Source organism: Streptomyces cyanogenus (assembly GCF_017526105.1).
GTDB lineage: Bacteria > Actinomycetota > Actinomycetes > Streptomycetales > Streptomycetaceae > Streptomyces > Streptomyces cyanogenus.
Window position 1 is genome coordinate 1,991,269 of record NZ_CP071839.1, and the last position, 25,524, is coordinate 2,016,792.

Annotated in this window: 24 protein-coding genes; 6 read left to right on the top strand and 18 right to left on the bottom strand. The window is 73.4% G+C overall.

Annotation, left to right across the window (positions count from 1 at the left end):
• Positions 1 to 76 precede the first annotated feature (76 nt).
• Positions 77 to 337, top strand: coding sequence for a hypothetical protein (locus tag S1361_RS08845; RefSeq protein ID WP_208031292.1), 261 nt, complete (start codon positions 77 to 79; stop codon positions 335 to 337).
• 38 nt (positions 338 to 375) lie between these two features.
• Here S1361_RS08845 and S1361_RS08850 read toward each other — a convergent pair whose 3' ends face one another.
• The 10 genes from S1361_RS08850 to infC all read right to left on the bottom strand — a co-directional run bounded on the left by S1361_RS08850 (position 376) and on the right by infC (position 11,301).
• The gene (locus S1361_RS08850) at positions 376 to 912 is read right to left on the bottom strand and encodes an NUDIX hydrolase (protein WP_078611712.1); all 537 of its coding nucleotides are present in this window, start codon (positions 910 to 912) and stop codon (positions 376 to 378) included.
• A 65-nt stretch (positions 913 to 977) separates the two neighbouring features.
• Positions 978 to 2,318, bottom strand: a complete 1,341-nt coding sequence (locus tag S1361_RS08855; RefSeq protein ID WP_208031293.1) for an NsdA family TPR-like regulatory protein — start codon at positions 2,316 to 2,318, stop codon at positions 978 to 980.
• Between the two features lie 196 nt (positions 2,319 to 2,514).
• Positions 2,515 to 3,600, bottom strand: coding sequence for a PP2C family protein-serine/threonine phosphatase (locus tag S1361_RS08860; RefSeq protein WP_208031294.1), 1,086 nt, complete (start codon positions 3,598 to 3,600; stop codon positions 2,515 to 2,517).
• A gap of 250 nt (positions 3,601 to 3,850) precedes the next feature.
• A complete protein-coding gene (pheT, locus tag S1361_RS08865) occupies positions 3,851 to 6,364 on the bottom strand; it encodes a phenylalanine--tRNA ligase subunit beta (RefSeq protein ID WP_208031295.1) in 2,514 nt (837 codons plus the stop codon).
• A complete protein-coding gene (pheS, locus tag S1361_RS08870) occupies positions 6,364 to 7,485 on the bottom strand; it encodes a phenylalanine--tRNA ligase subunit alpha (RefSeq protein ID WP_208031296.1) in 1,122 nt (373 codons plus the stop codon). The genes pheT and pheS overlap by 1 nt, the downstream gene beginning before the upstream one ends.
• 124 nt (positions 7,486 to 7,609) lie before the next feature.
• Complete coding sequence (locus tag S1361_RS08875) at positions 7,610 to 8,746, bottom strand: sensor histidine kinase (RefSeq protein WP_208031297.1); 1,137 nt, start codon at positions 8,744 to 8,746, stop codon at positions 7,610 to 7,612.
• A 42-nt stretch (positions 8,747 to 8,788) separates the two neighbouring features.
• Complete coding sequence (locus S1361_RS08880; RefSeq protein ID WP_208031298.1) at positions 8,789 to 9,655, bottom strand: TrmH family RNA methyltransferase; 867 nt, start codon at positions 9,653 to 9,655, stop codon at positions 8,789 to 8,791.
• Between the two features lie 194 nt (positions 9,656 to 9,849).
• Positions 9,850 to 10,233: a 50S ribosomal protein L20 gene (gene rplT / locus S1361_RS08885; protein WP_016642495.1), complete on the bottom strand. Its 384-nt coding sequence runs from the start codon at positions 10,231 to 10,233 to the stop codon at positions 9,850 to 9,852.
• Positions 10,234 to 10,331: 98 nt separating this feature from the next.
• The gene (rpmI, locus tag S1361_RS08890) at positions 10,332 to 10,526 is read right to left on the bottom strand and encodes a 50S ribosomal protein L35 (protein ID WP_004933563.1); all 195 of its coding nucleotides are present in this window, start codon (positions 10,524 to 10,526) and stop codon (positions 10,332 to 10,334) included.
• A gap of 112 nt (positions 10,527 to 10,638) precedes the next feature.
• Complete coding sequence (gene infC, locus S1361_RS08895; RefSeq protein ID WP_132786483.1) at positions 10,639 to 11,301, bottom strand: translation initiation factor IF-3; 663 nt, start codon at positions 11,299 to 11,301, stop codon at positions 10,639 to 10,641.
• Between the two features lie 340 nt (positions 11,302 to 11,641).
• Here infC and S1361_RS08900 point away from each other — a divergent pair, with 340 nt between their 5' ends.
• Positions 11,642 to 12,007: a DUF1844 domain-containing protein gene (locus tag S1361_RS08900; RefSeq protein WP_208031299.1), complete on the top strand. Its 366-nt coding sequence runs from the start codon at positions 11,642 to 11,644 to the stop codon at positions 12,005 to 12,007.
• Between the two features lies 1 nt (position 12,008).
• On the opposite strand, the gene S1361_RS08905 is transcribed toward S1361_RS08900, so the two are convergent.
• From S1361_RS08905 to S1361_RS08915, 3 genes are all read right to left on the bottom strand, one after another.
• Positions 12,009 to 12,740 (bottom strand): SseB family protein, encoded by a 732-nt coding sequence (locus tag S1361_RS08905; RefSeq protein WP_208031300.1) that lies wholly within the window; start codon positions 12,738 to 12,740, stop codon positions 12,009 to 12,011.
• A gap of 585 nt (positions 12,741 to 13,325) precedes the next feature.
• Positions 13,326 to 14,486 carry a type VII secretion-associated serine protease mycosin gene (gene mycP / locus S1361_RS08910; protein WP_208031301.1) on the bottom strand — a complete coding sequence of 387 codons (1,161 nt, stop codon included), beginning with the start codon at positions 14,484 to 14,486 and terminating at the stop codon, positions 13,326 to 13,328.
• Positions 14,483 to 15,229: a hypothetical protein gene (locus tag S1361_RS08915; RefSeq protein WP_243769126.1), complete on the bottom strand. Its 747-nt coding sequence runs from the start codon at positions 15,227 to 15,229 to the stop codon at positions 14,483 to 14,485. The genes mycP and S1361_RS08915 overlap by 4 nt, the downstream gene beginning before the upstream one ends.
• Before the next feature lie 586 nt (positions 15,230 to 15,815).
• Between S1361_RS08915 and S1361_RS08920 the strand changes: the two genes are divergently transcribed.
• Both S1361_RS08920 and S1361_RS08925 read left to right on the top strand, forming a co-directional pair.
• On the top strand, positions 15,816 to 16,034 hold the full coding sequence (locus S1361_RS08920) for a hypothetical protein (RefSeq protein ID WP_208031302.1): 219 nt from the start codon (positions 15,816 to 15,818) through the stop codon (positions 16,032 to 16,034).
• 1,017 nt (positions 16,035 to 17,051) lie between these two features.
• Positions 17,052 to 18,254 carry an amino acid deaminase/aldolase gene (locus S1361_RS08925; RefSeq protein WP_208031303.1) on the top strand — a complete coding sequence of 401 codons (1,203 nt, stop codon included), beginning with the start codon at positions 17,052 to 17,054 and terminating at the stop codon, positions 18,252 to 18,254.
• 16 nt (positions 18,255 to 18,270) lie between these two features.
• On the opposite strand, the gene S1361_RS08930 is transcribed toward S1361_RS08925, so the two are convergent.
• Genes S1361_RS08930 through S1361_RS08940 form a run of 3 tightly spaced genes read right to left on the bottom strand, consistent with a single transcriptional unit; the run spans position 18,271 to position 21,825 of the window.
• Positions 18,271 to 19,053, bottom strand: a complete 783-nt coding sequence (locus S1361_RS08930; protein ID WP_208031304.1) for a 3-oxoacyl-ACP reductase — start codon at positions 19,051 to 19,053, stop codon at positions 18,271 to 18,273.
• The gene (locus tag S1361_RS08935; RefSeq protein ID WP_208031305.1) at positions 19,050 to 20,423 is read right to left on the bottom strand and encodes an aldehyde dehydrogenase family protein; all 1,374 of its coding nucleotides are present in this window, start codon (positions 20,421 to 20,423) and stop codon (positions 19,050 to 19,052) included. Before S1361_RS08935 ends, S1361_RS08930 begins: the two co-directional genes overlap by 4 nt.
• A 43-nt stretch (positions 20,424 to 20,466) precedes the next feature.
• Positions 20,467 to 21,825 (bottom strand): glutamine synthetase family protein, encoded by a 1,359-nt coding sequence (locus tag S1361_RS08940; protein ID WP_208031306.1) that lies wholly within the window; start codon positions 21,823 to 21,825, stop codon positions 20,467 to 20,469.
• Positions 21,826 to 21,920: 95 nt separating this feature from the next.
• Between S1361_RS08940 and S1361_RS08945 the strand changes: the two genes are divergently transcribed.
• Together S1361_RS08945 and S1361_RS08950 are read left to right on the top strand one after the other, a co-directional pair.
• On the top strand, positions 21,921 to 22,658 hold the full coding sequence (locus tag S1361_RS08945; protein ID WP_243769127.1) for a FadR/GntR family transcriptional regulator: 738 nt from the start codon (positions 21,921 to 21,923) through the stop codon (positions 22,656 to 22,658).
• Between the two features lie 108 nt (positions 22,659 to 22,766).
• Positions 22,767 to 23,453, top strand: a complete 687-nt coding sequence (locus S1361_RS08950; RefSeq protein WP_208031307.1) for a gamma-glutamyl-gamma-aminobutyrate hydrolase family protein — start codon at positions 22,767 to 22,769, stop codon at positions 23,451 to 23,453.
• Here S1361_RS08950 and S1361_RS08955 read toward each other — a convergent pair.
• On the bottom strand, positions 23,437 to 24,387 hold the full coding sequence (locus S1361_RS08955; protein ID WP_208031308.1) for an aminoglycoside phosphotransferase family protein: 951 nt from the start codon (positions 24,385 to 24,387) through the stop codon (positions 23,437 to 23,439). The two genes, S1361_RS08950 and S1361_RS08955, sit on opposite strands and share 17 nt — an antisense overlap.
• Before the next feature lie 167 nt (positions 24,388 to 24,554).
• A complete protein-coding gene (locus tag S1361_RS08960) occupies positions 24,555 to 25,478 on the bottom strand; it encodes a LysR family transcriptional regulator (RefSeq protein ID WP_208031309.1) in 924 nt (307 codons plus the stop codon).
• Between the last annotated feature and the right edge of the window lie 46 nt (positions 25,479 to 25,524).

The following is a 25,524-nucleotide window of genomic DNA, read 5'->3' on the forward strand; positions in this document are numbered from 1 at the left end:
CACCAGGCGAGTTGACTCTTCATGCGCATGCAAGGGATGCGAATCATCCACTTCGACCACCGAAAGGAGCGGACCCGTGACCGCCGATCCGGAGCATCCCGTGGTCCAGGGAGAACTCGCAGAGTTACGGCGCCGCCTCGACGTGGCCTACGCCCGCGTCGAGGGAGGGCTGGCACTGCTGCGTCACCGCACCGAGGAGTCCGCCAAGGAACTGGACGAGCTGAACTCCCGGATGGCCTCGCTGGAACACGCACGCTGGCCGCTGCCCTCGCTCGCCGCGCTGACCGCGCTCGGCGCGCTCGTGGTGACGGTCTGGCAGGCGCTGGCAGCCCACTAGCCGCCGACCTCCGGCCGCCGGCTCTCCAGCCGCCGGCTCTAGCCTTCGGCGAGCCTGAGGTGGTGCAGCAGGAGTAACGCGGCCGCCATGTTGGCGGCCGGGACCTCCCCACGGGCGATCAGGTCGGGGACGAGTTTGAGGGGGACCCATTCGCGCCGGTCCGACTCGAAGTCGTCCACGGGATGCCCGACGTACTCGCCCCGGTCGGACCAGTAGATGTGGTGCCGGGCGTCGGTGAGACCGTTGGACGGTTCCACGCTCATCAGGTGGTGCAGGGGCCCCGGCCGCCAGCCGGTCTCCTCCTCCAGCTCCCGGGCCGCCGCGCTCGCGATGTCCTCGCCGTCCTCGACCACGCCCGCGGCCAGCTCCCAGCCCCAGCTGTCGGTGATGAAGCGGTGCCGCCACAGCAGCAGCACCTCGTTGGCCTCGTTGACCACCGTGGCCACGGCCACCGGGCGCAGCCGGATCAGGAAGTGGTCGAGGTGCCGGCCGTCCGGCAGCTCGACATCTGCGAGATTGACGCTGAACCAGCGGTTTTCATACACAGTTTGTTCGCTCTGTTTCGTCCACTGCACGGTTCTGCCACCTTCCGCTGAGTAAGTGGCAATATCGCAGCAGGGACGGTGTGCCTGCAGTGGGCCTACAGCGGTACGCGCAGTGCGCCGTCGATGAGTTCGGCGGCTTCCGCGGTGCCGGCCGAGCCGCAGCGCACCAGATGCTCGCGTACCGCACGCAGTCGGTCGCGCAGCCGCTGGGACTCCATTCCACGGGCCTGCTCCGCCATCTGCACGGCGGTGGCCACGGCCTTCTCGGCGTTGCCCTGACGCAGTTCGACCGTGCTGAGCATGGCCAGCCGGTGCACCCGCCCCCGGTCGTGGGCGGGGTTGCCGACGGCCGCCGCCGCGTGCTCCCGGGCCGCGGCGAGTTCCCCGAGGCTGAGCAGCGCCTCGGCCACCTGCACATTGACCAGCCCCGGCTGGACGTACCCGGTCTCGTCGGGCTCGTAGCCGCGCCGGATCCGCTCGGCGGCCGTCTCCGCGCGCCGGATGCAGGACAGCGCGCTGCCGCTGTCGCCGAGGTGCGCGTACGCCTTGGCCTGCATCGCGTACAGGTCGGAGGCGAGCGCCGGGGTGATGTGCCGGCCGGCGGCGCGCAGCGCGGCCTCGGCGAAGGCGACCGCCTGCCGGTACTCCCGCATGAACAACGACTGGTTGACCAGCAGCGCGATGACGTACGCGCCGAGTCCCCGGTCCCCGCTCGCCTTCGCCAGCCGCAGCGCCTGGTGGAAGTAGCGCTGGGCGAGTCCGTGCGCGTCGGAGTCGTAGGCGCAGATGCCCGCGATCGCCACCAACCCACCGGTCGCCCGGTGCAGTTGGCGGCCGGTGGCGTCGGTGTAACCGCCGCGCAGCAGCGGCGCGGCCTCGGTGTTGAGGAACCCGACGATCCGCGTCCGGGTCGCGACGCCGCCGGCCTTGCGGTACATCTGCTCGTAGTGCGTCCGGGCGGCCCGCAGCATCTCGATGTCGGCCGCGGTGACCGGGTGCCGGCCGCCGCGGGAGACGTCCACGTCCTCGGGCGGGTTCTCCCACTCCCACACCGGCATCACGGCGGGCGTCCCGGTGACGGCCGGCGCGCCCAGCACATGGGGGCGTTGCTGCTCGTCCGACCGCCACAGGGCGGTGGCCCGCTCCACGAATCCGCCCAGCGAGCCGGCGTGCGGGGTGCCCGGCTCCCCGGGCACGCCGAGCCCGATGTCGTCGAGCGTGACGGGCCGCTGGAGCCGGGCAGCCAGCACCTCGCAGATCAGGTCGGGCACCTGGCCGCGGGGCCGCTGGCCCTTCAACCAGCGTGCCACGGCGGTGTGTTCGTACCGCAGCACGAGTCCGCGTCTGCGGCCCGCCTGGTTGACGTGGGCGGCGAGGCCGGCGTGGGAGATGCCCGCCTCGTCCAGGATGGCGTCGAGCAGAGTGTTGGGCTGCATGGGATGCCCCCCGAGTGGCACTGGTGCGGTCAGCGTAGTGCGTACGCGTTCACACGGGGTGTGAACGGAGTGCCTGGACCCGGGCCGTGTGCGCGCTGTTGCGGAGCGTGCCGCGTCGGTTGACTGAGATGCCTCGCAAGAGGCCGGCCAAGCCGCCGGCTCCCCCTCGAACGACGGTGGCTTGGCCGGGGCGGGGCTAACGGTGCGTCGTCGGCTGCGGGTGTGTGGGGGCCTGGCAACCCCGCGCGGCGGAGCCGCCGACGTCCTCGCCCCGCGCCCCCGGTCTGCGTCCACGTCCGTTGCACAGGACGAGGAGTGCGACATCGTCGTCCGGGGTGCCGCCCGTGTGGTCGAGCAGTGCGGTGAAGACCGTACGCAGGACCGCCTGCGGGGTGACCGGGTGCTTGCGCACGGCCTCGGTCAGCGACCTCGCCAAGGAGAAGAACCGTCCCCTGGCGTCGCGCGCGTCCTCCACACCGTCCGTGAACAGGACGAGGGACTCCCCCGGAAGCAGCCGGCCGCAGCGATCGGCCTCCAGCTCCGCCGGCAGCGGAAACGGCCCCAGCGGCGGAAGCGGCTCCCCGCGGGTCAGCTGCTCGACCCGGGTGTCCCTCAGCATGTACGGCCACGGGTGGCCGCAGTTGAGGACCCGCAGTTCGCCGTCCCGGGCGATCTCCAGCAGCAGAACGGTGACGAACTCCTCGGCGACCGGGTTGTCGAGGTCGGCGGGACCGTTCGCGGGATGTTCGGCGCGGGCGCGTTCGCGCAGGTGGCGGGCGAGGGCGCGGTCCAGTCTGCGGAGCACCCGGTCCAGTTCGGGCTCGTCGTGTACGGCCTCGCGGAAGCTGCCGAGGAGGGCGGCGACGGTGCCGAGGGCGGCCAGGCCGTGCCCCCGTACGTCCCCCATGACCACCCGCACCCCGTGCTCGGTGGCGATGGCCTCGTACAGATCGCCGCCGACGCTCGCGCCCCGGTCGGCGGACAGCTGGGCGGCGGCGACATCGATCCCGTCGAGCCGCGGTGGCAGCGGACGCAGGACGACGTTCTGCGCGGCGCGCGCCGCCCGCCGGGCGAACCGCAGCTCCCGCAGCAGGGCGCGGCGCACACGGCATATGAGGCCGGTACCGACGGCGAAGAACACCGCGCTGGTGACGATGCGCGCCCCGATCCCGTCCTGCTGGGCGAGCGGGCAGCCGAGCTTGTAGCCGACCGCCAAGGCTCCCCAGAGGGTGGGCAGTACGACGGCCCGCCCGGTGGGCGCCCGTGCCTTGATGCGGATCATGCCTCTGGTCCCCCATGTGGGCCCTGACAGAGCAGACGGACCGACCCCGAAAGGCCGGTCCGATTCTGTCGACGGCATGACCCAGGCGGGTCGGATCGCCCTCGGTTGCCACCCGAACGAGTGAGACAACCCCAGGCAACCTGCATTTATGCAGTGAACGGCCGGGTCCGCTCCCCCCAGGGGCGCGGGGAACCGCGCGACCGGCCGCGACACATCCGCGGCCGGTCGCACACAGCACCCCGAACGGCGTCTAGCCCCGGAGGACCGCACCCGTCCGCTCGCCCGCGAGGGCGACCGCGGCGTCCCGCGCGGCGGACGCCTCGTCCACGGTCAGCGTCCGGTCCGCGGCCCGGAAGCGGAGCGCGTAGGCCAGCGACTTCTTCCCGTCCCCCAGCTGCTCGGCGTTCTCGTACACGTCGAACAGCCGGATGGACTCCAGAAGCTCACCCGCGCCCTCGCGCAGCGCGGCCTCCACGTCGGCGTGCGGCACGAACTGGTCGACGACGAGGGCGACATCCTGCGTGGCGACGGGGAACGTGGAGATCGACGGCGCCTGCGGGGCGCCGTCGCCCGCCGCCTCCAGGGCGTCCAGGTTCAGCTCCGCGGCACACGTCCGCTCCGGCAGGCCCAGGGCCTTGAGGACACGCGGGTGCAGTTCTCCCGCATGGCCCACGACCCGCTCCGTGCCGTCGGCGACGACGACCAGCTCGGCGCAGCGGCCGGGGTGCCAGGGACCGTACTGCCCCTTGCGCACGACCAGCTCGGCTCCGGCCTCACGGGCGACGGCACGCGCCGCCTCGACGGCGTCGGCCCACTCCGTGGGACGGCCCTTGCCCCACCAGCCGGCCTGCTCGCGGGCGCCCGCGAGGACGACGGCCACGTGCCGCGGCTGCTCGGGCAGCGCGGCGTTCAGCGCGGCGATCTCCTCGTCGGTGGGACGCCGGTCGACGGGCAGGTGCGTGGCGACGCGCTGCTCCTCGCGCGGGTGGAACACCAGCCCGGTCTCGAACAGCGCCAGGTCGTGCGCGCCCCGGCCGGCGTTGCGCCGCAGCGCACCGAGCAGGCCCGGCAGCAGCGTGGTGCGGAGCGCGGGCTCCTCGTCGCTGAGCGGGTTGACCAGCTTGACGACACGGCGGGCCGGATCGTCGGAGTCCAGGCCGAGCTGGTCGAAGACCTGCTCGCTGACGAACGGGTAGTTCGGCGCCTCGACGTAGCCCGCGCCGGCCAGCGCGCGGCCGACCCGGCGGTGCAGCCGCTGGCGGTGCGTGAGGCCGCGGCCCGAGGGGAGCTTGGGCAGCGTGGAGGGCAGGTTCTCGTAGCCCTCCAGGCGGATGACCTCCTCGGCGAGGTCGTTCGCCTCGGCCAGGTCGGGCCGCCAGGACGGGACGGTGACGATCAGCTCGTCCTGCCCGTACACGTCGCAGCCGACCTGCTGGAGGCGGCGGACGACCGTCTCACGGCCGTACGCGACACCCGCGACCTTGTCCGGGTGGTCGGCCGGGATGGTGATGGTGTGCGGGGCCGAGGGCGCGACGACCTCGGTGACGCCGGCCTCCGCCGTCCCCCCGGCGAGCAGGACCAGCAGGTCCACGGTGCGCTGCGCGGCGGCCGCGGCGGCCTGCGGGTCGACGCCCCGCTCGAAGCGGCGGGACGCCTCGGACAGCAGCTTGTGGCGGCGGGCCGTACGGGCGATCGAGACGGCGTCGAAGTGGGCGGCCTCGATGACCACGTCGGTCGTCGCGTTCTCGGCGTCCTCGTGGTCGGCGATCTCCGTGTTCGCGCCGCCCATGACACCGGCGAGGCCGATCGGGCCGCGCTCGTCGGTGATGACCAGGTCCTCGGCGTGCAGCGTGCGCTCGACGCCGTCGAGGGTGACGAGCTTCTCGCCCTCCTCGGCCCGGCGCACGCCGATGGTGCCCTGGACCAGCCTGCGGTCGTAGGCGTGCAGGGGCTGGCCCAGCTCCATCATCACGTAGTTCGTGACGTCGACGGCGAGCGAGATCGGGCGCATGCCGACCTTCTGCAGCCGGCGCTGGAGCCAGATCGGGGAGCGCGCCTCGGGGCTCAGCCCGGTGACGGTGCGGGCGGTGAAGCGGTCGCAGCCGAACGGGTCGCCGACCTGGACCGGGTAACCGAAGGCGTTCGGGGCCGGTACGTCCAGCAGGGCCGGGTCGCGCAGCGGCAGGCCGTAGGCGATGGCGGTCTCGCGGGCCACACCGCGGATGGACAGGCAGTCGCCGCGGTTGGCGGTGACGGCGATGTCCAGGACCTCGTCGACCAGTTCGAGCAGCTCGATGGCGTCCTTGCCGACCTCGGTCTCCGGCGGCAGCACGATGATGCCGTGCGCGCCGTCGTCGCCCATGCCCAGCTCGTCGCTGGAGCAGATCATGCCGTGGGACGTCCTGCCGTAGGTCTTGCGGGCGGAGATGGAGAACCCGCCGGGGAGCGTGGCACCCGGGAGGACCACGACGACCTTGTCGCCGACGGAGAAGTTGCGGGCGCCGCAGACGATCTCCTGGGGCTCACCGGTGCCGTTGGCCTGGCCGACGTCGACCGTGCAGAAGCGGATCGGCTTCTTGAAGCCCTCCAGCTCCTCGATGGTCAGCACCTGGCCGACGACCAGCGGACCCTTGAGGTCGGCGCCGAGCTGTTCGACGGTCTCGACCTCCAGGCCGGCCGAAATGAGCTTGGCCTGGACGTCGCGGCCGGTCTCCGTCGCCGGCAGGTCGACGTACTCCCGCAGCCAAGAAAGCGGGACCCGCATCAGATCTCCATCCCGAACGGCCGGGTGAACCGGACGTCACCCTCGACCATGTCTCGCATGTCTTCGACGTTGTGGCGGAACATCAGCATCCGCTCGATGCCGAACCCGAAGGCGAAGCCGCTGTACTTCTCCGGGTCGATGCCGCAGGCCGTCAGGACCCGCGGGTTGACCATGCCGCAGCCGCCCAGCTCGATCCAGCCCTCGCTGGAGCAGGTGCGGCAGGGCCGGTCGGGGTTGCCGACGGACTCGCCCTTGCACACGTAGCAGAGCATGTCCATCTCGGCGCTCGGCTCGGTGAAGGGGAAGAAGTTGGGCCGCAGCCGGGTCTTCATGCCCTCGCCGAACAGGGACTGGACCATGTGGTCCAGGGTGCCCTTGAGGTCGGCCATGGTCAGGCCCTCGTCCACGGCGAGCAGCTCGACCTGGCGGAAGACCGGGGTGTGGGTGGCGTCCAGCTCGTCGGTGCGGTAGACGACGCCGGGGCAGATCACGTAGACCGGCAGCTCGCGGTCGAGCATCGAGCGGATCTGCACGGGCGAGGTGTGGGTGCGCAGCACCACACCGGACTCGGTGCCGCCGTCGGGGCCCTGCACGAAGAAGGTGTCGGCCTCGCCGCGGGCCGGGTGGTCCGGTCCGATGTTGAGCGCGTCGAAGTTGAACCACTCCGCCTCGACCTGCGGGCCCTCGGCCACCTCGTAGCCCATGGCCACGAAGATGTCCTCGATGCGCTCCGAGAGCGTGGTCAGCGGGTGCCGGGCGCCGGCCGGGACGCGGTCGTAGGGCAGCGTGACGTCCACCGCCTCCTCGACCAGCACCCGGGCGTCACGCTCGGCCTCCAGTTCGGCCTGGCGGCCGGCGAGGGCCTTGTTCACGGCGCCGCGGGCCATGCCGACGCGCTTGCCGGCCTCGGCCTTGGCGTGCGGGGGCAGCGCGCCGATCTCGCGGTTGGCGAGGGCCAGCGGGGAGGCGGGGCCGGTGTGCGCGACCTTCGCCTCGTGGAGCGCGTCGAGGGAGTCCGCGGCGGCGAAGGCGGCGAGCGCCTCGTCCCGCATGCGCTCGATCTCTTCCGGTTTCAACGCCTCGACCTCGACAGGGTCGTACGACTTATTGGGTGCCGACATCTCTTCCCGTGCTTCCGATTGCTGGCGGACGGTCCCCGCGACCGTTGGTGGGCCGTGTGAAGACACAAAGGTGCCAAAGGCCGAGTCTAACGGGGTGGAGGTATGCAGATGCGCCCGTGGGCCGTCAGGCGAGATACGCCGGGGCCGCCACGGGCAACGTAAATCGGAACTCGGCGCCGCCGCTGGACGCGCGGCCGACCGTGATGGTGCCGCCGTGGGCCTCCACGATGCCCTTGACGATGTACAGCCCGAGGCCCGTGCCGCCGCGCTTGCTGCCCCGCCAGAAACGGGTGAAGACGCGGTTCATGGACTCCTCCGGGATGCCGGGCCCCTCGTCGCTCACCGTGACCGACGTGCCGGTTTCCTCGCCCTCGCGCGGGGACGGCGTGGGCGTGACGTCAATCGTGACGGTTCCCTCGCCGTGCCGCACGGCATTTTCGATGAGGTTGCTGAGCACCTGGTCGATCTTGTCGGGGTCGGCCCACAGGGCGGGCAGCGGCTGTTCGATGCGGAGCAGGAAGCGGTCGGCGCGCTGCCCGGCCGCCACGTAGGCCTGGATGTGCCGGGAGACGGCGGCCCCTATGTCGACGGGCTGGCGGCGCACCTCCAGCCGCCCGGAGTCGATCCGGGAGATGTCCAGCAGCTCGGCGATGAGACGGGTGACGCGGTCGGCGTCGGCGTCGACGGTCTCCAGCATGAGCCGCTTCTGGTCGTCGGTGAAGCGTTCCCACTTGGCGAGCAGGGTGGCGGTGAAGCCCTTCACGGAGGTGAGCGGGGAGCGCAGCTCGTGGGCGACGGTGGCGATCAGCTCGGCGTGGCTGCGTTCGGTACGGCGGCGGGCCTCGGTGTCCCGGAGGGAGACGACCACGCTGCGCACCGGCCCCAGGGGCTCGTCGCGCACGTACCGGGCGCAGACGAGCACCTCGCGGCCGCCCGGCAGCAGCAGGTTGCGCTCCGGCTGCCGGACCCGGATGGAGAGCCCGCCGTAGGGGTCGGTGAGCTGCCACCAGCGGCGCCCCTCCAGATCCTCTAAGGGCAGCGCCTTCTCCAGGGACTGTCCGAGGGCGTCGTCGGCCCGTACCGCGGTGATCCGCGCGGCGGCGGCGTTGAAGCAGGTCACACGGCCGCGCTCGTCGGCGATGACGAGGCCGTCGGGCAGCTGGTCGGGATCGACGCCGGGGCCGTCGCCGGCGTGCCGGGACGCGGGTACGCGCCGCGCGTCCCGTCCCTCCGGCGCGGTGCTCGAGCCGGCCACACTCATCCCCGTACTCCACCTCTCAGACGGCGCAGGGCCCCGCGCTGGTCACCCTACTAGCTCGGTGACGGAGCGGCACCCTCCGGAGGCGCGCTGTGCACGGGCCGACGCGTAGAGACATACGGCGGCGGCGGTGGCGAGGTTCAGGCTCTCGGCCTTCCCGTGGATGGGAACGCGTACGACGGCGTCGGCGAGGGCGCGGGTCTCCTCCGGCAGCCCCCAGGCCTCGTTGCCGAACACCCAGGCGGTGGGGCCGCCCATGGAGCCCTTGTCCAGTTCCTCGTCGAGGTCGCGGTCGCCGGCCCCGTCGGCGGCGAGGATGCGCACCCCGGCCTCCTGCAGCCCGGCCACGGCCCGCTCCACGGGTACGCCCACGGCGACCGGCAGGTGGAAGTGGGAGCCGACGGAGGCCCGGACGGCCTTGGGGTTGTACAGGTCGACGGAGGCGTCGGTGAACACCACGGCCTCGGCGCCGGCGGCGTCGGCGCAGCGCAGCACGGTGCCGGCGTTGCCGGGGTCCCGCACGTGCGCCAGCACGGCGACCAGCCTGGGCCGGGCGGCGATGATGTCCTCGAAGGGGGTGTCCAGGAACCGGCAGACCCCGACCAGCCCCTGCGGGGTGACCGTGGTGGAGATGTCGGCGATGACCTCCTCGGAGGCCAGGTGCAGCCGGGCGCCGGCGGTGCGGGCCGCGCCGATGATGTCGGCGTACCGCTCCGCGGCCTCGACCGTGGCGAACAGCTCGACCAGCGTCGCCTGCCCCCCGGCCCGGTGTCCGGCAGCCTCCCGCACCGCCTGCGGCCCCTCGGCCAGGAACAGCCGGTCCTTACCCCGGAAGTTCCGCTTGGCGAGCCGCCGGGCGGCGGAGACACGGGCGGACCGGGGCGAGATGAGCTCAGGGGAGACGGGGGGCATCCTCGTACCTTCGGAAACTTGTGGCGCCCCGCAGGGGCGCGGGACCGTATCGATGTGCGGCTCCGCCGCGCGGGCGCGAGCAACCACGACGGACCCGCGGCCGAACGACGTGCAGTGGGCCCCAACAACAGGACCCGCAAGCCATGACGGCCTGCGGGTCCTCCAGTGAACGTCGGCTCAGAGCCAGCGCAGCGTCACGCGGCCTTCGGAGCGTTGACGTCCGACGGCAGCGCCTTCTGCGCGACCTCGACGAGCGCCGCGAAGGCGTTGGCGTCGTTCACGGCCAGCTCGGCCAGGATCTTGCGGTCGACCTCGATGTTCGCGGCCTTCAGACCCTGGATGAAGCGGTTGTAGGTGATGCCGTTGGCGCGGGCAGCGGCGTTGATGCGCTGGATCCACAGCTGACGGAAGTCGCCCTTGCGCTTCTTGCGGTCGTTGTAGTTGTAGACCAGCGAGTGGGTGACCTGCTCCTTGGCCTTGCGGTACAGACGCGAACGCTGACCGCGGTAGCCGGAGGCCTGCTCGAGGATCGCCCGGCGCTTCTTGTGGGCGTTGACTGCCCGCTTGACGCGTGCCACTTGTTAACTCCTTGTAGCGGGGTCGTGGTGGTCTTCACACGACCCGGAAACGATTCGGTCCCGGTCCAGACGTACGGCGCTCGGACGGCGCCGCCTCGTCACTTGCCGAGAAGCTTCTTGATCTTCGCGGCGTCGCCCGGGGCCATCTCGGCGTTGCCGGTGAGGCGACGCGTGACGCGGGACGACTTGTGCTCGAGCAGGTGGCGCTTGCCGGCGCGCTCACGGAGCACCTTGCCGGAGCCGGTGACCTTGAAGCGCTTGCTGGCACCGCTGTGCGACTTGTTCTTCGGCATAGCGCCGTTCTCTCCTCGTCGGTGGCGCTCCGGTGCCCGGTTGTGAAAACCGGGCACGGTGGAGCGTCGCTCTTCTTTCGGTTACATCCTCGGGGACGTACGTCCCCCGGGATCACGCCTCGGCCGGCTCCTCGGACGGTGCCGCGGCCTCGGCAGGGTTCTGCGACTTGCCGGGGTTCGCCTTCGCTTCGGCCTTGCGGGCCTCCTGCGCCTGGCGGGCCTCGGCCATCGCCTCGGTCTTCTTCTTGTGCGGACCGAGAACCATGATCATGTTTCGGCCGTCCTGCTTCGGGTTCGACTCGACGAAACCGAGGTCCTGGACGTCCTCCGCGAGCCGCTGCAGCAGTCGGTAGCCCAGCTCGGGGCGGGACTGCTCACGGCCACGGAACATGATCGTGATCTTGACCTTGTCGCCCTGCTTGAGGAACCGGACGACGTGACCCTTCTTGGTGTCATAGTCGTGCGGGTCGATCTTCGGCCGGAGCTTCATCTCCTTGATGACCGTGTGCGCCTGGTTCTTGCGCGCCTCACGGGCCTTCATGGCCGACTCGTACTTGAACTTCCCGTAGTCCATGAGCTTGCACACGGGCGGACGGGCGTTCGCCGCGACCTCGACCAGGTCCAGGTCGTACTCCTGCGCAAGCTCCAGTGCCTTGGCCAGCGGGACGATGCCCACCTGCTCGCCACTGGGACCGACAAGTCGCACCTCGGGAACGCGAATCCGGTCGTTGATGCGGGGCTCGGCGCTGATGGATCCTCCTCGGTAGCACCACACGGCGGTCTGGCGGACAGCCGCGTAACGTCTCTTTTCGTTAGACCTAACCGCGCCGAAGCACAAAAAATGCCCCGGACGATCACAGGCGGGGCTCCAAGCACTACCGGAGCACCGCCGCGATGCCGCGGGGCGCGCTTTCGGGCGACTCCATCGTCCGTACGGAACGATGGTGGCCGCCTGACCGGGTGACCCGCCGTCCCGGAGGACGGTCAGGTGGGAGATCGGAGCCTCCACTTGTTGGCCGGGCACACAGGTCCGGCCGGTCGTCCTTCAGATTAGCAGGATCGCTTGACAAGGGCTAATTGAGGGGCGCCGGGCGCGACCACCTATGGTGTGGGACATGAGTGACACCCCTGCCCAGCCTTCCGAGGCTCCCGACTTCGACGCGATGACCCGGGACATCGCCGAGGTCCCCGCCGTCGAGGTGATCGTGACGGTCGCCGTCAACCTGATGAGCGCCGCCGCCGTGAAGCTCGGGCTGAGCGAGGAGGGCGAGAAGTACAAGGACCTGGACGAGGCCCGCAAGCTGATCACCGGGCTCGCCGGCCTGCTGGACGCGAGCGCGACCGAGATCAGCTCCTTCCACGCGGCCCCGCTGCGCGACGGCCTGAAGTCGCTGCAGCTGGCCTTCCGCGAGGCGTCCGTCGTCCCGGACGAGCCGGGCCAGGGCCCGGGCGAGAAGTACACCGGGCCCGTCTACGGCTGACCTACTCCTTCACGTACAAGGGCTCGCCCGGAGGCGTGGTCCCGGCCGGCAGCAGTGCCAGGTCGAGGCCGCGCACCAGGCGGGCCCGCAGTGTCTCGTCGGCGGCGAGCCGCTCGGCGACCGCGCGGGCGGCCTCGGCGGGCGGCGCGGCCGGGTCGAGGACGAGGGCGAGGGTGCCGTCGGCCCGCCCGGGCCCGAGGTGGGCGCGCAGCACGGCGGGCTCCGCCGCCACCGCCGTACGGACGGCCGCCACCACGGCGGGGTCGGCGAGCGGGTCGGTGCTGGTGCGGCCCTCGGCGAGGGCGAGCAGCGCCGGGCCGGTCAGCTCGAACGGCACCGGTCCGGCCAGGTCGAGCACGACCGTGTCGGCCTTCTCGTGCGCGGCGGCCTGGAGCGCCTGGTGCAGGGGTACGGCGACGGGCCGGGCGGCCGGGTCCCAGCGGGCCAGGGAGTCCGTGGAGGTGAAGGCGGGCAGCGCGGTGCGGCCGCCGGCCTTCAGGGTGGGTACGGCCATGTCGCTGGTCTTCTCGCGGCGCAACCCGTTCTCGTCCTCCTCGACCTCGCCGAGCACGGCGACGACGGGCACCAGCAGGCGGGCGCCCTTGAGTGCCGCCAGGACGGGCCCGAGAGCGCTGCGGTCCTCGGCCCAGGCGGCGAGCGCGGCGCTCAGCCGGGGGTCGGCGGAGCCGTCGTCGTCGGAGAAGCCGGGGTCGGGGATGTTCTTGTTCGCCACGGTCACCGACCCTATAGGGGAGAAGCGGCCGGGCTCGTGCGGGGCCGGAAACGCCGACGTCACCGCTTTCACAGGATTCTCTGCATTCCCTGACGCGGGTCTCACCTCGTCCCACGCGGCGCACAGCCGGTGCTCCGGGCATCGCGGGCATGGAGCCCTCCAGAGCCCGCCGTGGCCGTCGTGCGCGCGCTCCGGTCCCGGCGCCGTCCGCTGTCGTACGCCGCTCTCGCCGTGGTCGCGTCGGCGGAGTCACGGCCGGCGGCACGGTCTGTGTGACGGTGCGGACGCACCCGGGGAGCGCGGCCGTATCGCGCGCGGCGGCCCCCTCGGCCGGTTCCTCGGCGGGGGCGCGCGAAGAGGCGTCGGTGGAACCCGTGACGGAGCCGGCGATCGATCGGGACGCACTGGGCAAGGCGATGACGGGCGTGAGCGTACCGGCGGGCGCGAAGGTGTCGGCGGCGGTGCCGGCGGTGGACTCCGGGCAGAGCGCGGGGCACGGCGACGCGGCCTTCGACACGGCGAGCATCGTCAAGGCCGACATCCTGGCCACGCTGCTGCCCCAGGCGCAGGAAGCGGGCCGGCGGCTCAGGCCGGCCGTCTGCGGCCCCGCCACAGGACCCCGCCGGCCACCAGCAGGACCCCGCCCACGCTGCCCGCGAGCGGCGCCGCCCAGTCGGAGGCGCTGCTCGCCGCCCTGGCGTGGTCCGGGCCGGCGCCGAAGTACTCGTCGCCGTACGACGCCGGGCGCAGGCCCTTCGGTCCGAGGCGGGCGGCCGCCCTCAGCGCGGCCGCCGGGTCGATCATGCCGAAGCCGCGGGAGTCGTCCCGGCCGCCCACCGGGGCGTCCCGCGCGGTGTCCTCCAGGAGCTTCTTGACCTGCGCCGGCGCCAGGTCGGGGTGGGCCGCCTTGATCAGGGCGGCCGCGCCGGAGACGAAGGCGGAGGCCGCGCTGGTGCCCCAGCCGGCGTAGTACTTGTGGTCGGGGTCGGCGATGACGACGTCCACGCCGGGCGCGCTGACGGCGGCGTACCAGCGGCGGGTGGAGAAGGCGGCGCGGGTGCCGTACTTGTCGACGGCGGTGGCGGCGATCACGCCCGGGTAGGCGGCCGGGTAGGAGACGTGGTCGCCCTTGTCTCCGCCGTTGCCCGCTGAGGCGACGACGACCACGCCCTTCTTCAGGGCGTACTGCACCGCCTCGTCCTCGCTGGGCTCGGGGTGCGCGGAGTCGGAGTCGTCGCCGAGGGAGAGGTTGATGACGTCGGCGCCATGGTCGGCGGCCCAGCGGATGCCGTCGGCGAGGGCGTTGCCACGGGTGGTACGGGCCTTGGCGCGGGCGGGGTCGCCGTCCTCCAGGATCACCCGGACGGGCAGGATCCGCGCCTCCGGGGCGACGCCCATGACGCCGTCGGTGTTGCCGGAGCCGTGTCCGTGCCCGGCGATGATCCCGGCCATGGCAGTGCCGTGCCGGGCCCAGGTGCGGTCGCCGGGTCCGGCACCGAAGCCGATCATGTCCTTGGTGGTCAGGACGTTCCCGGCGAGGTCCGGGTGGTCGGCCTCGACGCCGGTGTCCAGGACGGCGACGGTGACACCGCGGCCCTTGGTGGTCCGCCAGGCCTCGTCCAGGTGGAGGGCGGACAGGCCCCACTGCTGGGCGCGGATGCCGTCGGCGTACGCGGTGGCGGACGGCAGCAGGGCGAGGGAGCCGGCGAGCAGCAGGCTCGCCGCCGCTCCGGAAAGAGGCTTCATGCGGGCTTCTCCGTGGCCGTGCCGACGGTCTTGCGCAGGCGTCGTTCGACGCGGTCGGCGAGGCCCTGGGCCTCGTTGCCGAGGCCGGCCTGCGCCGGATCGGTGGTGGCGCCGGACCGGACGGCGTCCGCGGCGGGCTGGGGGGCGTCGACGGTACGGCCGTCGGCCCAGCCGGAGACGGCGTAGGCGACGACGGGGGCGTCGGTGAGGACGGAGATGGTCCAGGAGGCCCGCTGCCGGTCACCGAACGCGGCGGCGGCCGTGCCGGCGGCGGCGTACGGCCGGGGCATCAGGTCGGCGCGCCCGTCGAGGTGTTCGTCGCGGAAGCGGGCGGCGAGCGCGGACATGGCGGCCGGGTCGGCCTTGGTGAACAGCAGGCCGACGGTGGTGACGTAGCTCTGGGTGGCGTCGGTGTAGGTGGCGCGCAGCAGCCGCTGGCAGCCGACCGGCGCGAGGGCCTTGTACAGCAGGGGGTCGAAGGCGTGGGCGCAGCCGCTGTCGGGGGCCACGGCGATCCGGGTCCAGGTGCGGTCGGCGCCGCCGGGGCCGGCGCCGGTGCCCTCGACGGTGGGCGGGAACAGGTCGTCCACGGGCGTGCTGTGCCACAGCGTGCGGACGGTGCCGAACGAGTTCCCGGCGCCTTCCGGTCCGCCGTCCCCGGTGAGCCAACTCCCGGTCACGGCACCGCCGATCAGCCCGAGACCGAGCACGAGACAGGCGGCGGCAACGACGCTCCTCGGCACCGCCCGGGGATGCGTCCGCGCGCCGGACACATCGGGCTCCGCGAACGACACCACGGGCCGACCGGCCGGACCGGCGCCCCACGAGTACGCCGGATCCGGCCCCGAAGCCCCCATCGGACTCCAGCCGCCCTCCCGCGAACCCCCTCGCTCCGTCCACCGCTCGTTCCCCGCCCCATCGGGCACCGCCGCCGTGGGGGGAGGGGGTGTGGTGGCGGGGGTGGGGTGGGCCCGCGAGGGGTGGGTGGGGGCCGGGCGCGTGGATGTGGGATGCGTGGGCGCCGGGTGGGTGGAGCTGGGGTGGGTGGAGGACGGGTGGCCGGGGACAGGGGGCTTCGAGGCGGGGCGCCCGGGGGCAGGGTGCGTGGGGGCGGGGGGCGTGGACGCAGGATGCACCGGGGCGGGGGGCGTGGACGCAGGATGCACCGGGGCAGAGGGCTTCGACGCCGGGTGCCCCGGAGAAGGGTGCGTGGGCGCGGAGTGCGCGGAGGCAGGGGGCGTGGACGCCGGGCGCCCGGGGGCAGCATGCGTGGGGGCGGGGGGCGTGGACGCCGGGTGCGTCGACGCAGGATGCACCGGGGCGGGGGGCGTGGACGTCGAGTTCCCGGAGGCAGGATGCGCCGGAGCAGAGGGCTTCGACGCCGGGTGCCCGGAGGCAGGATGCGCCGGGGCGGGGCGGCGGGGACTCGGGGTCGAGGCGCGCTGGGAGGCCGACGGGGAGGCGGACGCCGACGGCGCCGGGGCCGCCGAGCGGATGGGGCGCAGCCGCGCGGTCGTCTCCGACGGGGTTTCGACCGGGGCACCCTGACGACCGGACTCCCTGCCGGAGCGCAGCCGGGCCGTCGTCTCGGCGGCGCCGGTCTGCGACGGAGCCGCCGAACCGGCCGGGGCAGCGGGGATGCCCGGGGCTGCCGGGGCTTGGGAGCCTGCCGGGCCCGCCTGAGCCGTGGCCGTCGAGCCTCCGGGAGTTGCCGCGTTGGCCGGCGCGGCCGGGCCCGCACCGCCCGCCAGGGCCGCCCCTCCGACCGAAGCCGTCGGGCCGGACGGGGCCTGTCGGCCGAACTGCCCACCGAGCCCAGCCGGGCCGGTGCCGTCGCGGCGGGCCGCTCGTCCGGTGCTCGGGGGTGCGTCGGGGAACCGGGCCGAGGCGGGCGGCGGGGGCGGGCTCACGGGGTCGGCGGACTCGGGTACGGCCGAGGGACACGGCCGGTGCGCACGCGCGGTGGGGACGGCCGACGGCCGTGCACCGCGCGGGGTGAACACCGACGGCTCCTCGTCGAGGTCGTCGTCCGGGGGGCCGGAAACCGCACCGGGCGACGCCGATTCGGCAACGGAGCCGGCAGAGCCACCAGCACCGCGGCCCGGGCCGCCGACATCGCTACGACCACCGGAACCGGCGCCACGCCCGGAGTCGGCCATCCCGCTCCCCCAGGCGAAACCCCCGCTGCCGCCACGACCGGTGCTGCCACCCTGCCCCGCAAAACCCCTGCCGGTGCTGGAGCCGGTGTTGTCGGCGGAGGCGGGGGTGGGGGTGGGTCGTGCTTCTGGGCTCATGCACCCCCCGTTTCCTCGTGCCCGGGCCGTCTGCTCGTACGCGGGCCGTCGCTGCCGGCCGGCCGCGCCCGGTGCACAGTTCCTCCCGGGCACGCATACCCGTACGGCCGGACCGGCATCCCGGTTCACGTGGGTGCCGGGTGCGTTCCGCCGTACGTGCGCGTCACTCTACGGGTTGTCGGAGACCTGCACGGAACCGGTCCACGGAGCCGGGGCATCTGCCCGGAACGTCCCTCTACCCTGCGGTAATCCTGTCTGGCAGGCTTCCGTCATGACTGCGCGCGCCGCTGACCGGGCCCGTTACGACAGGGCCACCGCCCATCTCGACGCCCCCCTCGCGATCGTGGACCTGAACGCCTTCGACGCCAACGCGGACGACCTGGTCCGCCGCGCCGCGGGCAAGCCCGTGCGGGTCGCCAGCAAGTCGGTCCGCTGCCGGGCCCTGCTGGAACGGGTCCTGGCCAGGGACGGCTTCCAGGGGATCATGTCGTTCACCCTCGCCGAGTCGCTGTGGCTCGCGCGGTCGGGGTTCGAGGACATCCTGCTGGCCTACCCGTCCGCCGACCGGGCGGGGTTCGCGGAGCTGGCCGCCGATCCGAAACCGGCCGGTGCCGTCACCGTGATGATCGACGACCCGGCGCACCTCGACCTCATCGACGCCTCCCGCGACGGCGGGCGCCAACCCATCCGCGTCTGCCTGGAGTTGGACACCTCGCTGAAGCTCCTCGGCGGCCGGATACGGGTCGGCGCCCGCCGCTCCCCGCTCCACTCCCCCGCCCAACTCGCCGAGCTGGCGAGGGCCGTGGCCCGGCGGCCCGGTTTCCGGCTGGTGGGGATCATGGCGTACGAAGGACACGTCGCCGGGGTCGGGGACGCGATCGCCGGCCGGCCGCTGCGCTCGCGGGCGGTCCGGCTGATGCAGGCCGCCGCCCGGCGGGAACTGGCCGAGCGGCGGGCCGCCGTGGTGCGGGCGGTGCGGGCCGTCGCCCCGGACCTGGAGTTCGTCAACGGCGGCGGCACCGGCAGCGTGCAGCACACCGCCGCCGAGGACGCGGTGACCGAGATCGCGGCCGGTTCCGGACTGTACGTGCCTCGCCTCTTCGACAACTACACGTCCTTCTCCGGCCGTCCGGCCGCCCTCTTCGCCCAGCCCGTCGTACGGCGGCCGGGCGTCGGGATCGTCACCGTGCTCGGTGGCGGATACCCGGCCTCCGGTGCCGCCGGCCCGGACCGGCTGCCGGTGCCGTACCTGCCGGAGGGGCTGCGGTACGACCCGCAGGAGGGCCCCGGCGAGGTGCAGACCCCGCTGCTCGGCTCGCCCGCCGACGACCTGCTCATCGGCGACAAGGTGTGGTTCCGGCACGCGAAGGCCGGCGAGCTGTGCGAGCGGTTCGAGACGCTGCACCTCGTCGAGGGGGACACGGTCACGGCGACCGTGCCCACCTACCGCGGCGAGGGGCACACGTTCCTCTGACGAGGCTCCCGCAGGCCTACAGAGGCGTGACGTACGCGCCCGCGATGCCGCCGTCCACCAGGAAGTCGGTGGCGTTGACGAAGGAGGAGTCGTCGCTGGCCAGGAAGGCGACGGCGGCGGCGATCTCCTCGGCCTCGGCGAACCGGCCGACCGGGATGTGGACGAGGCGGCGGGCGGCCCGCTCGGGGTCCTTCGCGAACAGCTCCTGCAGCAGGGGCGTGTTGACCGGGCCGGGGCACAGGGCGTTGACCCGGATGCCGTCCCGCGCGAACTGCACGCCCAGTTCCCGGGACATGGCGAGGACTCCGCCCTTGGAGGCGGTGTACGAGATCTGGGACGTGGCCGCGCCCATGCGTGCCACGAAGGACGCGGTGTTGATGATGGAGCCCTTGCCCTGGCGGCGCATGTAGGGGATGGCGGCCTTGCAGCACAGGTAGACGGAGGTGAGGTTGACCTCCTGGACGCGCTTCCAGGCCTCCAGGCCGGTCTCCAGGATGGAGTCGTCGTCGGGCGGGGAGATGCCGGCGTTGTTGAAGGCGATGTCGACGCTGCCGTAGGTGTCGTACGCCGCCTTGAACAGCGCTTCGACCTGCTCGGGGTCGGTGACGTCGGTCTTCACGAAGAGCCCGCCGACCTCGTCGGCCGCGGCCTTGCCGCGGGCCTCGTCGACGTCCGCGCAGACGACGTGGGCGCCCTCGGAGGCGAGCCGGCGGACGGTGGCGAGTCCGATGCCGCTGCCGGCTCCGGTGACGACGGCGGTACGGCCGGCCAGACGGCGGCAAACAGATTCTGCGGTCACTGTGCGGGGCCCTCCGTGCTGATGAAGACGTTCTTGGTTTCGGTGAAGGCGGTCAGTGCGTCGGGGCCGAGTTCCCGGCCGAGGCCGGACTGCTTGAAGCCGCCGAAGGGGGTCCAGTAGCGGACGCTGGAGTGGGAGTTGACGGACAGGTTGCCCGCGCGGACGGCCTGGGACACCCGCAGGGCGCGGCCCACGTCCCGGGTCCAGATGGAGCCGGAGAGGCCGTAGGGGGTGTCGTTGGCGAGGCGGACCGCGTCCTCCTCGTCGGTGAAGGGCAGCAGGACGGCGACCGGGCCGAAGATCTCCTCGCGGGCCGCGGGGCTGTCGTGCCGCTCCCCGGTGAGCACGGTCGGCGGGAACCAGAAACCGGGGCCGTCGGGCGCGCTGCCGCGCAGGGCGGGGGCGTCCTCGGGGACGTACGAGCGGACGCGCTCCAGCTGCCGGCCGGAGATCAGCGGGCCCATCTGGGTCTTCTCGTCGGCCGGGTCGCCGACGACGACGGCGGCCAGCGCGTCGGCGAGGAAGGCGCGGGCCTCGTCCAGCACGGCCTCCTGGACCAGGATGCGGGTGCGGGCGCAGCAGTCCTGGCCGGAGTTGTCCAGGAAGGAGAAGGGGTCGAGGGCGGCCTTGAGGTCGGCGTCGGCGAAGACGACGCTGGGGCTCTTGCCGCCGAGTTCCAGGGTGACCGGTTTGACCAGGCGGGCGCAGCGCTCCATGACCTCGCGGCCGGTGTGCGTCGAGCCGGTGAAAACGATCTTGGCGACGTCCGGGTGGTCCACCAGGGCGCGTCCGGCGGTGCCGCCGTAGCCGGGCAGGACCTGGAGGACGTGTTCGGGCAGGCCCGCCTCCAGGGCCAGTTCGGCCAGCCGGAGCGCGGTGAGCGGGGTGGCCTCGGCGGGTTTGAGGACCACCGCGTTGCCGGCCGCGAGTGCCGGGAAGGAGCCCCAGGCGGCGATCGGCAGGGGGAAGTTCCAGGGGGCGATCACGCCGATCACGCCGAGGGGTTCCTGGAAGGTGACGTCCCAGCCGCCGGGTGCCGGGATCTGCCTGCCGAGCAGGCGTTCGGCGCCGCCGGCCGCGTAGAGGAGCAGGTCACGCGCGTTGCCCACCTCCCAGCGGGCGTTGCCGACGGTGTGCCCGGCCTCGCGGACCTCCAACTGGGCGAGTTCCTCGGTGTGGGCGTCGACCACATCGGCGAACCGGCGCAGCAGCCGGGCCCGGTCGGCCGGGGCGAGGGCGGCCCAGCGGGTCTGGGCGCGGCCGGCGCGTACGACGGCGGCGTCCACGTCCTCGGCGGTGGCGGCGGGGACGGTGGCGATGAGCTCCTCGGTGGCGGGGTTGAGGACCTTCAGCTCGTGCGGGTCGGACACGTGATGACCTTTCCCAGGCGTCGAATCACAGGAGTGCGCGGGCTCACAGGCGTTCGAAGGAGCGGCGCAGCTCCCAGTCGGTGACCGCGGCGTCGAAGGCCTCCAGCTCGACCCGCGCCATGTTGCGGTAGTGGGCGACCACCTCGTCGCCGAAGGCGGCCTTGGCCACGGGGCTGTTCTCCCACAGCTCGGCGGCCTCGCGCAGGGTCGTCGGGACGTGCTCGAAGCCGGCGGTGTAGGCGTTGCCGGGGCAGGGTTCGGGCAGTTCCAGCTTGTGCTCGATGCCGTACAGGCCGGCGGCCACCAGCCCCGCCACGGCGAGGTAGGGGTTGACGTCGCCGCCCGGCAGCCGGTTCTCGAAGCGCATCGAGCGCCCGTGGCCGACCACGCGGAGGGCGCAGGTGCGGTTGTCGTGGCCCCAGGCGACGGCGGTGGGCGCGAAGGAGCCGGGCTGGAACCGCTTGTAGGAGTTGATGTTGGGGGCGTAGAGGAGCGAGAAGTCGCGCAGGGCGGCGAGCTGTCCGGCGAGGAAGTGCCGCATCACCTCGGACATTCCGTCGGGGCCGGCCATGGCGTTGGTGCCGTCGGCGTCGGCGAGGGAGAGGTGGATGTGACAGGAGTTGCCCTCGCGCTCGTTGTACTTGGCCATGAAGGTGATCGAGACGCCCTCCTGGGCGGCGATCTCCTTGGCGCCGGTCTTGTACAGGGCGTGCTGGTCGCAGGTGACGAGGGCCTCGTCGTAGCGGAAGGCGATCTCGTGCTGGCCGGGGTTGCACTCGCCCTTGGCGGACTCGACGGTGAGGCCGGCGCCGGCCATGTCGTTGCGCAGGCGGCGCAGCAGGGGCTCGATGCGGCCGGTGCCGAGGATGGAGTAGTCGATGTTGTACTGGTTGGCCGGGGTGAGATCGCGGTAGTTCGCGTCCCAGGCCTGTTCGTAGCTGTCCTTGAAGACGATGAACTCCAGCTCGGTGCCGACCTGGGCGGTGTAGCCGAGTGCGGCGAGCCGCTCCAGCTGGCGGCGCAGGATCTGGCGCGGGGCGGCGACCACCGGGGAGCCGTCGTTCCAGGCGAGGTCGGCGACGAGCAGCGCGGTGCCGGGGTGCCAGGGGATGCGGCGCAGGGTGGACAGGTCGGGGTGCATGGCGAAGTCGCCGTAGCCCCGCTCCCAGGAGGACATCGCGTAGCCGTCGACGGTGTTCATCTCGGTGTCGACGGCGAGCAGGTAGTTGCAGCCCTCGGTGCCGTGGTGGAGGACCTCGTCGAGGAAGAAGCGGGCGGCGAACCGCTTGCCCTGGAGCCGCCCTTGCATGTCGGGGAAGGCCAGGACGACAGTGTCGATCTCACCGCCCGCGACGAGGGCGTGCAGTTCCTCGACGCTGAGCGGGGGTGTGCGGTCTGCCACGGGAGAGCCTCCTTCGGCGCCATCGCGCTTTTTCGGCCGGGCCGGGAGCCATAAGGTATTGCGGAGAACCATTGCTTGGGAAGGGGGTACGGCCGATGTCGCAGGACATGGGTGCCGGCGGGCTGGCGGACCGGCTCGTTCCGGTGCTGCGGCCGGTGCGGGCGGGCAACGGCTTCGAGGAGGCGCTGGAGCAGATCCTGCAGGTCGTCCGGCTGGGCCTGGTGCCGGGCGGCGAGCGGCTGCCGGCCGAACGGGAGCTGGCGGAGCGGCTCGGGATCAGCCGGGTGACGCTGCGCGAGGTGCTGAAGGTGCTCCAGGACCAGGGCCTGGTGGAGGCGCGGCGCGGCCGGTACGGCGGAACGTTCGTGCTGCCGCGCACGGACGCGGGCGGCGAGGACGAGCTGCGGCGCCGGATCGCCGAGGTCGACATCGAGGACGTGCTGCGCTTCCGCGAGGTGCTGGAGGTGGGGGCCGCCGGGCTGTGCGCGGCACACGGGCTGACGCGGGAGCAGGAAGAGCGGCTGCGGGAGGCGCTGGACCGCACCCACGAGGCCCCGCTGGCCGACTACCGGCGGGCGGACACGCTGCTGCACCTGACGCTGGCCGAGCTGTGCGGTTCGCCGTCGCTGACCGCGCAGTACGCGGCCGTGCGGGCCACGGTGAACGACCTGCTGGACTGCATCCCGCTGCTGGTGCGCAACCTGGAGCACTCCCAGCGGCAGCACACAGCGCTGGTGGAGGCGGTGCTGGACGGGGACGCGGACGGGGCCCGGGAGATGATGCGCGAGCACTGCGCGGGGACGGCGGCGCTGCTGCGGGGCTTCCTGGCCTGAGCCACGTCTGCAAAGGTATGGGTGAGCACCTTTGAAGGTGGGCAGTGTGCCGAGGGCACTCGTCACGTGGGCGCTTCACTGGGCGCCCTCGCATGCCAGGAGGGCAGCATGACCGTACGGCCGCTGATCGGTGTGAGCACGTACCTGGAGTCCGGCGTGCGCTGGGGGGTGTGGGAGCTGGACGCGGTGCTGCTGGCGGCCGGCTATCCGCGGCTGGTGCAGCGGGCCGGCGGGCTGGCGGCGCTGCTGCCGCCGGACGCGCCGGAGCACGCCGAGGCCGCGGTGGCCCGGCTCGACGCACTGGTCATCGCGGGCGGACCGGACGTCGACCCGGCCCGGTACGGCGCCGAGCGCTCACCGCGCACGGGACCGCCCGCGCCGGAGCGGGACGCCTGGGAGCTGGCGCTGATCCGGGCGGCGCTGGCCGCGGGGGTGCCCCTGCTCGGCGTCTGCCGGGGCATGCAGCTGCTGAACGTCGCCCTCGGCGGCACGCTCGTCCAGCACCTGGACGGGCACGCGGAGCGGGTCGGCGTCTTCGGCGAGCACCCGGTCAAGCCGGTGCCGGGCACCCGGTACGCCGGCATCGTCCCGGACGAGCTGGCGGTGCCGACGTACCACCACCAGGCGGTGGAGCGGCTCGGCGAGGGGCTCGTCCCGTCGGCCTACGCCGCGGACGGCACCGTGGAGGCCGTCGAACTGCCGGCGGACCGGGGCTGGGTGCTGGGCGTGCAGTGGCATCCGGAGATGGGCGAGGACCTGCGGGTGATGCGGGCCCTGGTCACAGCCGCCTCCTGAGCCAGGCCAGGGCCGCCTCGCCCTGCGCGCGCTGGAAGGGGCGCAGGGTGGGCAGGCCCGGTGGCGCCGGGCACAGCGAGCCGCGCAGGAAGTAGCCCGTGAGAGCGGCCAGCGCCGCGGTCACGGCGTCCGGGTCGGCCGACCGGCCGAGGGGGTGCGCGGTGAACACCTCTTCCGGGTCCGGTCCGCCCTGCGCCCGCACGCACGGCAGCATGACCAGCAGGTCGAACCAGGGCGCGGCGCGCAGGGCGTGCGGCCAGTCCACGAAGACGACACCGTCGGCCGTGAGCAGGACGTTGTCCGCGCGCAGGTCGGCGTGGGCGAGGGTGTCGCCGGACGCGCCCCCGGCCCAGCCGGCCTCCAGCGCGGCGAGTTCGGCCAGGTGACCGGCGGCCCAGTCGCCGAGCAGGTCTTGTACGTCGCCGGCCTCGCCGTCGCGGAGCGCGCGCCAGCCGGCGAAGTCGGCGGCCAGCTCCTCGGCGACGGGCGGCGCGTCGACCGGGGACGGCGTACCGGTGCGGGCGAGCCCGGTGACCGCGTCGAGCACCCGCCGCAGTTCCGCCGGCCGCCAGGGCACGTGCGGCTGACGTCCCGCCACCTCCTCGAAGACCAGCGCCACCCAGGTGCCGTCGTCGTACGACCCGAGCAGCCGGGGCGCCGGCACGGTGACCGGCAGCGCGGCGGCGTTCCGCGCCTCCTTGCGGTGCAGGGCGGGGCTGTGCGGGTTGGCCTCGGCACAGACCGCCTTGACGAAGCCGGTGCGCCCGGACGCCGTGCGCACCCGGGCGGCCACACCGGGAGAGAAGCCGCCGCTCTGCGTCACGGCCCGCACGACCGGCGCCCCGAGCACCTCCCCGACGGCGTCACGGACGACGGCGGGGAGAACGTCCCAGGGAGCACGAACGCCCGTGGCGGGCGGGGCGATGGCGGTCATGAAGACGATGGTGCCGGTCGACCGCACGACCTGGCCAAGGGATTTAGCCGGGGCGGAGCGGGGTGGAGGGGCGTCGTGGGGGTGCGGGGCGCTTCCCGGTGCGGCTGGGCGCAGAGCGCGCCCCCGCGGCGCAGCCGCGTGTGCGGCTCCGCCGCGCGGTGACGCTCTCATCCCCGTGTCAGCGACAGCAGTTCCCGGGCCGGGCCGGTCGGGCGGTGGCCCGTGGGCCATACCGCGCGCAGGTCCCTGCGGAGCGCCACGCCGTCGACCGGGATGCTGACCAGGCGGCGCATCGACAGTTCCTCGCCGACCGCCAGTTCGCTCAGCACCGAGGGGCCGGCGCCGCTGACCGCGGACGCCTTCACCGCCGTCGTGGAGGACAGCTCGATCAGCGGGCGGGCCAGGCCGCCGAGGGCCGCGTCGAGGACCTGCCGGGTGCCGGAGCCCCGTTCGCGCAGGATGAGCGGGGTCGCGGCCAGCTCCGCCGCCGTCACGGGCCGCCGGCGGCGGGCCCACGGGTGGCCCGGCGCGGTGACGACGATCAGCCGGTCGTGGGCGATGACCGCGGAGTCCAGGCCCGTCGGCACGGACAGCCCCTCCACGAAGCCGAGGTCCGCCTCACCGGCCAGCAGCAGCTCCGCGACCTTCGCGGAGTTGCCGGCGAGCAGTGAGACGGCCGTGTCGGGCCGCTCGGCGTGCAGCGCGAGGAGCCAGCCGGGCAGCAGGTACTCGGCGATGGTCATGCTCGCCGCGACCCTCAGCCGCGAGTCCCGCCGGTCCCTGAGCGCCCGCGCGCCCGCGTCGAAGGCCGCCGCGGCCTCCACCACCCGCCGCGCCCAGTCCGTGACCAGGGCGCCGGCGTCGGTGAGCCTGGAGCCGCGCGGCGAGCGGTCGACCAGGGCGACACCCAGCTGCCGTTCCATGGAGCGGATCCGGCTGCTGGCGGCGGGCTGGGTGATCCCGACCTCGCGGGCGGCCGCGCCGAGACTGCCCAGCCGCGCCACCGCGAGCAGCAGCTCCAGCGCGGCGAGGTCCGGCACCCGGTGCGCCAGGGATGCCGTCGGCCGTCGCTGTTCCTCCGCCTCGCTCATAAGACCAGCTTATGCCCTCATAGAGAGGAACTCCCTGGTCAGGCGC